Source organism: Agrobacterium sp. CG674, from assembly GCF_053521645.1.
Genome location: NZ_JBNWDZ010000021.1, coordinates 1 through 10,731, shown reverse-complemented (window position 1 = coordinate 10,731; position 10,731 = coordinate 1). Strand labels below are relative to the sequence as shown.

Annotated in this window: 6 protein-coding genes and 1 pseudogene; 2 read left to right on the top strand and 5 right to left on the bottom strand. The window is 53.7% G+C overall.

The features are described from left to right. Nucleotides 1-1,759: BID domain-containing protein (locus ACQZ51_RS23475; RefSeq protein ID WP_448780961.1), on the top strand; the 1,759-nt coding region annotated here is incomplete at its 5' end. Between the two features lie 502 nt (nucleotides 1,760-2,261). Here ACQZ51_RS23475 and ACQZ51_RS23470 read toward each other — a convergent pair. From ACQZ51_RS23470 to ACQZ51_RS23450, 5 genes are all read right to left on the bottom strand, one after another. Continuing rightward, nucleotides 2,262-2,609 (bottom strand): helix-turn-helix domain-containing protein, encoded by a 348-nt coding sequence (locus ACQZ51_RS23470; RefSeq protein WP_448780959.1) that lies wholly within the window; start codon nucleotides 2,607-2,609, stop codon nucleotides 2,262-2,264. Between the two features lie 676 nt (nucleotides 2,610-3,285). After that, a complete protein-coding gene (locus ACQZ51_RS23465; protein WP_448780957.1) occupies nucleotides 3,286-5,277 on the bottom strand; it encodes a diguanylate cyclase in 1,992 nt (663 codons plus the stop codon). Between the two features lie 145 nt (nucleotides 5,278-5,422). Then, nucleotides 5,423-6,817, bottom strand: a complete 1,395-nt coding sequence (locus ACQZ51_RS23460; protein WP_448780956.1) for an HD-GYP domain-containing protein — start codon at nucleotides 6,815-6,817, stop codon at nucleotides 5,423-5,425. A 320-nt stretch (nucleotides 6,818-7,137) separates the two neighbouring features. Next, nucleotides 7,138-7,506 (bottom strand): response regulator, encoded by a 369-nt coding sequence (locus ACQZ51_RS23455; RefSeq protein ID WP_448780954.1) that lies wholly within the window; start codon nucleotides 7,504-7,506, stop codon nucleotides 7,138-7,140. Nucleotides 7,507-7,570: 64 nt separating this feature from the next. Next, nucleotides 7,571-9,412, bottom strand: a complete 1,842-nt coding sequence (locus ACQZ51_RS23450; protein ID WP_448780952.1) for a PAS domain-containing protein — start codon at nucleotides 9,410-9,412, stop codon at nucleotides 7,571-7,573. A 1,068-nt stretch (nucleotides 9,413-10,480) separates the two neighbouring features. Here ACQZ51_RS23450 and ACQZ51_RS23445 point away from each other — a divergent pair. Beyond that, nucleotides 10,481-10,731, top strand: a pseudogene (locus ACQZ51_RS23445) (GGDEF domain-containing protein); the annotation flags it as partial.

The window sequence follows — 10,731 nt, the reverse complement described above, 5'->3', positions numbered from 1 at the left end:
CCGTCACGCATTACGCGATTATGCGGATCGTGGTCACGTTGTGTTTGCCGATGACCGGGAGATGGCGCGCGAAAAACTCGTGGCTGACTATCTTGCCGATATCAACCAAAACCCATCCGCATCCCGCATTGCTCTCGCCCATCGCCGCGTCGATGTTCGCGCCATCAATGACGGCATCAGACAGGCGCTGCAGGCCAAAGGGTTGCTGGCGAAAGGCAGTGGTCTGGACATCGGCGACGATGAAGCGACGGCCGTTAACGTCGGGACGCGTCTTGCTGACAATGGAGATCGTGAGATCGTCTATCAGACCGTCAACGGCAAGCGCTCCTTTGCGCCCGGCGACCGTATTCTTCTTCTGGAAAACAATCGCGATCTCGGCGTCAAGAACGGCATGTTGGGAAGGGTGGAGGCCGTCGAGCCGAACGCAATACAGATGCGGCTCGACGGATCAGGGGACCGGGTTAGGGACACCGGTATTGTCTCAATACCAGTCAAAGATTACCAATCCTTTGACCATGGTTACGCCACCACCATTCACAAGGCACAAGGGGCAACCGTCGACCGCGCCTTTGTCATGGCATCCTCAACCATGGACCGGCATCTCACCTATGTCGCCATGACCCGTCACCGTCATGAGGCAAAGCTCTATGCCGGTCGCGATGAGCTGACCGACATGAAGGAGATCGTCGCCAGCATGAGCCGGTCCGGCGCCAAGGAAACGACGCTTGATTATACCAACGTCTTTGCCGAGCGGCGCGGGCTGACATCAAAGGTGAACGACACAGATGCGATAAAACTTGAAGTCGCGACAGCTGTGGCGCATGACGTTCAGCACCTCACCGGGCGGCCGGTGGGCCAGATGCAGGATCGGCCACATGATCGCAGCCAGGCTGACGAGGAGCCAGTTTACGATCTGGTCGGTCCTGCTCTCAACGCCCTCGACGCCGCGCATGGTCTTCAACACGTTCAAGCCGATCAGGGTGCGCGTCTCGTTGTCCCCGCAGACGTTCCCGCCCCGCTCATTCCCGCCGTTCGCTTCTACGATCGCACTGTCGATGACATCGCCCGCGAAAAGGCAAAGCCATCTCTGGAGCACGACATGCAGGTCGTCCGCTGCGTCGGTCGAGAGGTCTACGTCGATCCTGAACAGGCGGCAGCAACGCTGAGTGCTGCAATCGTAGACAAGGGGATTGAGGGGCGCGTCCTGGCCAGATCACTCATCGAGACCCCCGAGCAGTTCGGACCCCTGCGCGGCAAAGTCGGGCTTCTCGGCGAAAACAAGGAGCGCAAGCTTGCCCGCCATTATGCACACGCCCTTGGCAACCACGTCCTATACGCTGCTGAAACCTGGCAGCGTCGCCTGGAGGCAGAGCGCAAGTCAGAAACCTGGAAACGTGAGCGCCAGGACATCGTTGAAGTCCCAGGCCTGACGCAACGCAGCCAAGCCCTTCTGCAGCAGTTTGACAGCCTGGCCCTTGAAGACAGGCCGACATTCCTCAAACATCTTCTGGCAACGCCAGAGGGACAATCGGCTCTTGCCGAAGCTCGCACAATTACAGCCGCGCTCGAGCAGCGCTTTGGCAGCGCCGATCCGCGCCACCTGAAACCGGACGCGTTGCGCCTGGAGCCAGACCTTGCCAAACAACTCGACCGGATCAAACACGTCGCCCGCATCGTCGAGCGCGCCCAACGAGCCGAGCTCACACAACAATACGAGCTCAAACAGTCCCTGAGGAACGGTCTGGGGTTGAGGATGTGAAACGTGTAGCCGTGGCTTACGCTGTCAGCCTGTGAATGCGCAGCCGCCTAGCGACCACATCAAAAACCAGAGCGTCACCATGGCAATGATCCCGATACCGACACCCTGCCAAAATGCTGAAAAAACTGCGGACCTATTTCTGACCGCGCCGACGTCATTGGCTGCGGTCGGCCTATCGGGTCCGGGCTTTACGACCGGGGACGTGACCTCAGCGGTCGTCTCGGCGCTGGCACCCTCTAAAACTCGACCAGCTATCTTTGCTGGAAGGAATACTGTCCGGGATGTCCCCTCGTCCGACTTAACCGACACCGACATCGCAACACCCGACCTGATCGTCTCAACCACATCATGGGCAGCGACCTCCTCGCTGTCAGATTCGACAAGTGCGGTATGCGTTACAAGAAAAAAAGGCATCGTTTCCAAAACTGCTCATGACACTATCGGCAAAAGTCCCGGCGATGTCGCAACTCTCTTTTCATCATCAAACCAGCAGCAGTCCCAGTTATGCGTCGATACCCGGACGGACTACGAGGGATTGAACCAATTTAAGAACCCGTTGACGGATAACAGCATCGTCAGTCGCAATAAACGCCCTCGCCTGCGCCGCGATCTCTTGCGGTGCGCCAACGTCGCCCTTAAAGAAAAAAGAGACGGGAACATCAAGCAGTTCGGCGATGCGTTGCAGTCGACCTGCCCCTATCCGGTTCGTTCCCATCTCATACTTCTGAACCTGCTGAAACGAAATCCCAAGGCTGTCACCAAGCTTAGTTTGGCTGACACTGAGCATAGCCCGGCGCATTCTCATCCGCGATCCCACAAGAGTGTCGATCGCCTGGGGTGACCTCGTCATGATCAAGAAAACTCCAAAACTTTTGCAGTTATGACTGCCGCAACTCGCAGACAGTCGCAACGGGACGTGGTAGAAAACCATAGTCCGTGCTTGATAATCCGTCTGGCATGGCGATCTCGACCGATCAAAAAGTGGAACGCCAATGTCTATCTTTTCTCCAAGTGCGGTGGCCCGCAATCGGCGGGAGGGGCGGCTACTTTTAAGGCTGCCTTACTTCGCTCGGGCTCCCTCGCCTTGAGGGGATCTGAACCAACGACCTTGTTATTGTAGTTTTTCCTTTGAGGCCGAATTCTCATATGTACGGAGCAGTTTGGCCTGGCTGGAATGGGCTATTTAGGAGCGATCTCGGTCGGCGATAAAGCCGCATTGAATAGATGGCGTTGCCGACACTTGAAAATCTGCTTGTGCTAATGCTGAAGCGGTCAGGTTATCGAGCATAACACGCCGCCTTCGGCGCGGAGAGCCGCGCCGCTGGGTACAGATATTGACGCCCATTCCCAGCGGTGAGATTTGCACCAAACAAAGTGACCAAAAAAATATGGCTTCGTCAGCAAGAAAGTCCCTTTAGGAGTGTGGAAAGATCCAAGATATTTTCAATGAAAAGTCATGGACGCGGTCAATGCGAACAGCCTGCTCGGTCATCTTCTATCACGACATATGAGATGACGCTTTGTTGCTACCGCTTTTTCATCGCATAGGCTGACGTAGTCTGATGTTTCCGAGACGAAATAACCTTGTTTCGACCGCTCCGCTTGGCGGTGTAAAGCGCCTCATCGGCCATTTTAAGAAGGTCGGCCTGGCTGAACTCCCCGCGGCTGGTAGAGATGCCAACGCTGATCGTGACATGCCCGGTTTCACTGCCTGAATGGGACAAATTCAACGCCGAAACAGCCTGACGGATAACTTCAGCACGAGTCCAGGCTCCATTCTCGTCGGTATTGGGCAGAACGACAGCAAACTCCTCGCCGCCATACCGAGCGCACGTATCAGTTGGCCGACGTATCGCAGAGAAGATTCCTCCTGCAATCTCCTTCAGGCAGCGATCCCCTTCGATATGGCCGTAGATATCGTTGAAGGATTTGAAATGATCGACATCGATCATCAAGACGGACAGAGGATGCTTTTCTCTTTCACTGCGCTTCACCTCAAGCATCAGTGAACGGTTCAACTCGCGCCGGTTGCTGATGCCTGTCAGTTCGTCCGTCGTCGCCAACGTCGACAGCAGCATGTTGGCAGTTTCCAACTCTGCCTCGACGGCCTTTCGTTTGGAGATGTTACGCATTGTAAAGACGAGGTCGTGTTCGCCAGCCATGCGCCGCCCACTCACCTCGACCCATAGGATGGAACCGTCTTGGCGTCTTACACGATATTGCTCGCTTCCATTGCCAGATATTTTTGTCTTCTTGAACAGTTCCTTCACTCGGACCCGGTCTTCTTCAACCACGATATCAAGCGGCTCTTTTCCGACGAGATCTTTCGGTTCGAAACCCAGAATATCTCGCGCGGCACCGGATACAAACGTCCGCGTGCCAAAAGTATCAATCACCGTGATCATGTCAGCAGTATTGTCCGCAACGAGCCTGAAACGACGCTCAGTCTCCATATTCTGTTTTTCAATTTCATGGGCAATACGGAGTTTATTGGAAGCTTGATTGAGACTGATAGCCAGACCACGGAATTCCCGTGCCTGCCATGTCTCAATGATGACGGGGCTCGAAAACTCGCCGTCTCCAATCCTCTCGGATTTTTGGACGAGGTGACCAAGTGGCTTCAACTGCGTCCAGTAGGCGATCGCCGCTGAGAGCAAAATGGCGACGACAAAGGCGCAGACAGATAGAATGGTAGCCAACGTCGATCTAGCCTGAACGTCGGCGAAGGCTTCGGTTTCAGGCATCCCGAGCGAGACTGCGAGTGAACTTCCTGTTGCATCAACGACTGGGGCGTATCCAAAAAAACGGGGAACACTGTCAAAGCCGATGGACAACGTCGTGCCGCCCTGTGGGTGCTGCCCGATCGTTTGTATGAGTGGATGATCTTGAAACGCCGTGCCAAAGGGCACGAGCAGGGGCCAGCGTACCAACACTCTCTGATTGCTTGCTTCGATCAACGCCACAGTGTGGTTCGTACCGGCAGCGATCGACTGCGCCAAGTGATTGAAAACCTCCAAGTCTAACGAACCAAAAAGCGAGAGCCGCTCGCCGTTCTGCGCCGTCGGAAGTCGCATAGCAACAGCGACAATTGGCTTTTTGCTGACGGGGCCGATCATGAAGCGCCCTACCAGAAGGTCATCGGGTGCCGCTTTCGTCATGCGCTGTGTTAATTCGGAATCTCCGAACTTGCCCACCGCGTCAGTTTTGTTATGGCAAACGATATTACCGTCGACGTCCAAAATGCCCATTGTCACGAACATCTTTTGGTTCGCGAGCACCTTTTGTACAAAGCTATCACAACGTGGACGGTTACTCGTCTGGAGCGCAGGCATGCCTCTCAAGGTTCCAAGTACCACCTTGGCATCCAAAAACACGCGAGAAAACTTGGCAGCGCTCAGCTGCGCATCAGAGGCCACGTTTCTTCGGGCAGCGCGATCCGCTTCATCATAGGAAAATGCAACGCCAGCAGCGATCACAGCCAGAAAGGGAAGTATAGCTGCACAGATCAGCGTGACCATTCGGGATCGTACACCCATACGATTGAGAATCGACACCTATGGTCCTTTCATGACATGCTTGACGAGCAACTAGCACAATTGGGTCAATGAAGGCCTAACAGAATATACCACCCAACTTTCAAAAATTGCCTCTGACGGGGGAGGACTATGCCGCCTTTTCAGCGTCGTTTTTAACACCCGTTTGCAGCGGTAGAGCCTGCAAGAGCGTTGCCCTGTCAAGGGCGCGCTCCAGCGCCTCGATACATATGGGGTCGTGCGATTGGCCAGCACCTTCCCATAGAATTGAAATAGCCTTTGCAATCGGCATGGCTGCCCGGTACGGTCGATCAGCCGTGAGTGCGTCAAAGACATCGGCCGTCGAAACAATCCGCACTTCCATCGGAATATCACTGGCATTCAGACCGCGCGGATAACCCTTGCCATCCAAGCGCTCGTGATGCGCCCCACCGATGAGCGCCACGTCGGAAAACGCACTGATCTTTGAGAGGATTTGCTCTGAGAATTCGGAGTGGCGCCGCATCTGGATCCATTCCTCATCATCGAGCTTTCCCGGCTTGTCGAGGACGTTGTTACTGACACCGAGTTTGCCAATATCATGCAGCAGTGCTGCCCGCTTTAGAAGGCGACGAGCCTCGGAGCCGATACCCATTTCTTCAGCAATCATATCCGTGAAAAGCGCGACGCGTTCGCTGTGCCCGGACGTAAACGGGCTTTTCGCGTCAATCACCTTCGCAAAACCACTGGCAATGTCATCCAGATAGTCATCATCTGCCATAATTGCCTGTTGCCCAGGCTCAGATGCTAAAACGATCTCTTCAATGCCGGTCGCGCCTAGAGCAGTCCAAAAATCGGAACGCTTGGACAGTTTGAGGAAGGCGTCTACAAGGGCTGGATCAAACCAGTCGCCTCTGCGCTTTCTGATCTCTTTCAAGGCGCTACGAGGCCCGCCAGTGATGTGGAAGATGTCCACCACCTGAGCCAGCAGGGCAATGCGGGAAAACAGCGGGATCTGATCGGCAGCAATTCCGTTTGGCTTACCACCACCATTCCAGTGTTCGTCCAGGCCAAAGATGCCCTGTGCGACTTTCTCGGAGAAACGCATCTGGCGCGCGATTTCGGCACCCCGTTGGCAGCGAGTGTGGATGAGTTCTACGGACAGTTCTCCACCGTTCTTCAGGATATTGAGAATGCTGCGAAACCGCTCGGCGAGACCCGCCTGCATGCCCGTGTGGCCAATAACAAAGCGTAAAACTTGGCCAACGCTTCCATCCACGAATTTAAAATCGTGTTTGAATCTGAGGTCATCGGCAAGATAGAGCTCGCAGATGCGTGCCGCGTTGCTGCTACAGCCGAGGTCCTTGAGGAGAAGTGTATAGTAAAGGTCGCGAAGATCGGCATCACCCAATCCGATTTCCCGCCCGATTTGCGTGCCGATATAGCAGCAGCGTATGCAGTGACCTTCCGGTTGACCTTCCGTCATGTCCAGCGCTTTGCTCAACGCCTCCATAATTTCCGCCAAACGTATCTGAATGCCCGTCATGCCGTCCACCTCTTTTTGGGCAGATCATACGAAAGAAAGATTGCAGAACGATTGAACCGAATGCTTAAAAATCGAAAAGGATTAAGTAAAGTCAGTTATTCCGGACAAAAAAACCAAACCGCATCATGAGGCGACTGGTATTCTTCTCCTTTGCCGTTTTTCCTCACGGATTTTTACCGGAAAAACCAGTACCAATACAGTGTACCTACGCAGTACTCGGCATCACATAACCACTTTACTTATTAGCGTTTATAGACCTGTTCCGAGATCACAATGCCCAGATCTTTTGAACGCTTCACTATCGAACTTAGACGGAAATTCTATTCCGCTGTCATTTCCAAGATCGATTGAACCACCAGATCGGGATTGTATGGCTTCGGCATGAACCGAGCGCGCACAGGGAGATCATTGACTGACACAGCGCGTTGCCCGGAGGTCACTATAATCGTAATGGGTGGCCAGCGGTCACGGACAGCAGCAGCTAGCTTTAGCCCGTCCACATCCCCTGGCATGTCAACATCAGTGAACATCACTGCGATCTCTGAATTGGCCATAAGAATTTGAATGGCGACGGCCGAATTTGCTGCTTCGAAAACGTCGAAGCCTGCCAACTCTAGCTCGTCAACAATTCCCATTCTAATGAGGGGTTCATCTTCAACGACTAGGACTGCGGTTCTCTGAGTATTCATAAAATTGAGTTTCTGGTTGGCCGGATCCCATATGATGGGGACAAAGCGATTATTCTCGCATCAGCTAGCCAATCTTGGCGACCAGTGTGCATACAACGCCTTGAGATGGGTAAATGATCCGTACATCGCCTGAAAAATCGGCGGCCAACACACGCGAGATGAGTCGAGATCCAAATCCTTTCGTTTTAGGCTCTGATACGACAGGCCCACCACTCTCCTGCCAGACGAAATTCAGATCTTGCTTTCCCCCCGATGTTTTCGTCAGATGCCACGATATTCTTACGCGGCCAACGTCATTTGAAAGTGCTCCGTATTTTGTCGCATTGGTGGCCAGCTCGTGCAGGGTAAGCGCCATTGAAAGGCTTTGCTTCGGCGTCATCTCAAAGTGCGATCCATCGATATCGAAGCGTCCGTCAGATCCACCGTGGGGAGCTAATGCCGCGCGAAGGGTTTCATGGATGCCCGTACTTTCCAATGTATTCGCCATGAGCATATTCTGAGCCTGCGCAAGGACATGTAAGCGGGCGTTGAATACTTCCCGTCGTTCAGCGATATCGTCCCCCCGCAATGTCTGCGTCGCAATGGCGCCGACCATTGCTAAAAGGTTCTTGATCCGGTGTTGCAATTCGCCGCTGACCATCTGCTGGCGAGCCTCATCATCCTTGCGATCAGAGACATCTCGTACTGTTCCGACAAATTTCGTCACGCCATCGGACCTAACAGTCTTTGCCCTCGCATGGATCCAGCGGCTTGGCATATCCGCCCGTTCGAGCATTCTGTATTGAACGTCCAGAAGTCCATTGCTCTCAGTTTCAAGAGCCTCAAGCGCAGAGGTAGCCAGAGAAAGGCGGTCGTCAGGGTGTACGCGGGATACGAAACTGGCGTATGTTGCAGTCTCCTCAGGCAAGCGATGAAGCAGTTTGCGGGCAGTTTCATCCTCCTCGATGTTGACGAATTGACCGTCAACAACCGTACACTCCCAGACACCCATTCCTGCTGCTTCAAGGGCGATCTCGAGCTGAAGCTCTTTACGTCGCAGCACAATTTCAACGTCTTTCAAGTCCGTGACATCGCTCCCTTCAACGAATATTCCAGTCACGTCACCGTTTGCATTCGTGATCGGTTGATAAACAAAATTCAGGAATGCCTCAGTGTGCTCACTATCAAGAGTTCGCTGGACGGCGAAACTAACGCTACGGCCGACAAAAGCTTCGCCGGTTTCGTAAACTCTGTCGAGAAGTTCAAAGAAGCCCTGCCCCTCGATTTCCGGGAAAGCCTTGCGGACAGGTATACCAATCAGGTCACGGTGGCCGACGAGCTGAAGATAAGCCTTATTGGTGATTTTGAAGACATGATCCGGTCCTTCGAGCACGCACATGAAGCTGGGGGCATCAAGCAACAGCCGCCTCAATGTGTCCGCTTCAGCTTTGGCTGCTTCCTTCTCGGCCGCAATCAGCTTTTCCACCTCTGCTCTTGCGTTGTGAGCTTCGCTGATGTCCCTCGAAATTGACAGCAAATGGCTAGGCTTTCCCGCGCTATCAAAAATAGGAAGGACCTGCACGTCCCAGAAGCGCTCGTTGCCACGGGCAGTCTTGGCAGAGCCTGTGAAGCGGGCAGATTGTCCCGAAGCTGCGGACTCAATTGCTTTACGGGCTGCGACGTTCCCTTCCTGTGTCCAGAAATCAGGCCACGGGCATCCCTTTAGGACGTCGAAATCATCCACTTCCATAACACGCTTACCGCCCTCAGACATGAACAGAAGGCTTCCATCAAGATCTAGGACCTTTACGCAATCGTCCGAGGCGGAGAGTACAGCTTGAAGCAGGGCCGTCGGACTGACCCGGTCAGCGACAAGCGTCTCACTCAGTATTTCGACTGGAGACTCATTCGTATCGGAACCAGACATCAAGAGAATGAGCCTTCAAGGAGGAATTCGTTCAGTTCCGGTACCAGATGCAGTCGTATAATGACAGGCATTTGAATGTGAGCGGAAACAGAAACACTGTCCTTGCCTTGTTTGGTCCAATAGTTCCGACGGTTCAGGACTGGGTCAGGATCGGAATTCTCGCGGGCTCGGTGATATCGGGAGTGCTGGGCGCGGTCTTGTTGTCCGTGTCTGGTCGGCCGCGCAGCACCATACTTAAATAATCACAGCTCCGCTCTACCGCATCTAGTCAAAGTTCTGCCACGTAGCTTGGCCCGTAAAAACGCTGAGACAAAAACATGTTCCAACGTGTTCAAATTTGATGCTCTTGAAGAGACTTGAACCCCTGACCAGTTTGATATTCGGACCAACGATTTACCGATTGTTTCTATCAAAAGGCTCTCGTTTCAGGCACTTAGAAGCAATAGGCTCTCCCAGGCGAGGGACATTTGCGGCTCATGAGGTAGCCCGCTATCGTCGCGCACCCACAAATGGTCGACTCCCACCGGGACTATGACCCAATCGCCGACTCAGTACTCAGCGCCACTCAATGCCAAGTCACCGAAAATGACATGTCGTACTCAGGTTCACTATCATGCTTGTGGAGCCTGACATGACGTCCTAGAGCTGTCGATGTTATCGATCACTAACCTGACAACTTTCTGGAAAAGAATGCCCATTAGCGTAGTGTTCGATAATATTCAAACCTAAGATAATGGACTTCGTCGCCGGATGTCTGAAATGGCTTCAACCTCCGCAGCTACTTCCTCAACTATGCGCATTTCATGAGGTTGGCGCGGTTCGACGAGCCGGTCGGTAGCATGAATTGCCGTAGGGTGGCACGTCAACCATCACGATCACAACCTCGCGGTTCAAATATCGTCGCATTCGATCAGCCGGCAAACCCTTTTACGGAACGCACCCTCAGCTTCAGTGCTGGCACTCAACAGCACGCTTAACGCTACGCCAACCATATCGGCAATATGAGAGGCGACGTAAAGAATCTTATAAAAAACACCCTGTAGGCTTTGACGTAAGGCAGGCAAAGCAATGCAGATCGATTTACAAACCCTTTGGTACTTAACCGTCGGAACGCTACTGGTGTCAGCGTCGCTTCTCCTTTGGGAAAGGCAGGCTCATCCAGGTCGCGCACGCGTGCTCGGTGTTCTGGCCGCGGCACTCTTCGCGTTCGTTCTCGGCTGCATACTTGCTATGAACCGCAGCCACTTTCCGGTCGCGCTCGGCATGGGGGCGATCAACATCCTAATGATGTTGGGCTACCTTCTGGTCTTTAACGCCGT

What these genes read in the sequence shown, in the direction of transcription:
- ACQZ51_RS23470 (WP_448780959.1), bottom strand. Translation starts at nt 2,609, where the DNA reads ATGACGAGGTCACCCCAGGCGATCGACACTCTTGTGGGATCGCGGATG.
- ACQZ51_RS23465 (WP_448780957.1), bottom strand. Translation starts at nt 5,277, where the DNA reads ATGGTCACGCTGATCTGTGCAGCTATACTTCCCTTTCTGGCTGTGATC.
- ACQZ51_RS23460 (WP_448780956.1), bottom strand. Translation starts at nt 6,817, where the DNA reads ATGACGGGCATTCAGATACGTTTGGCGGAAATTATGGAGGCGTTGAGC.
- ACQZ51_RS23455 (WP_448780954.1), bottom strand. Translation starts at nt 7,506, where the DNA reads ATGAATACTCAGAGAACCGCAGTCCTAGTCGTTGAAGATGAACCCCTC.
- ACQZ51_RS23450 (WP_448780952.1), bottom strand. Translation starts at nt 9,412, where the DNA reads ATGTCTGGTTCCGATACGAATGAGTCTCCAGTCGAAATACTGAGTGAG.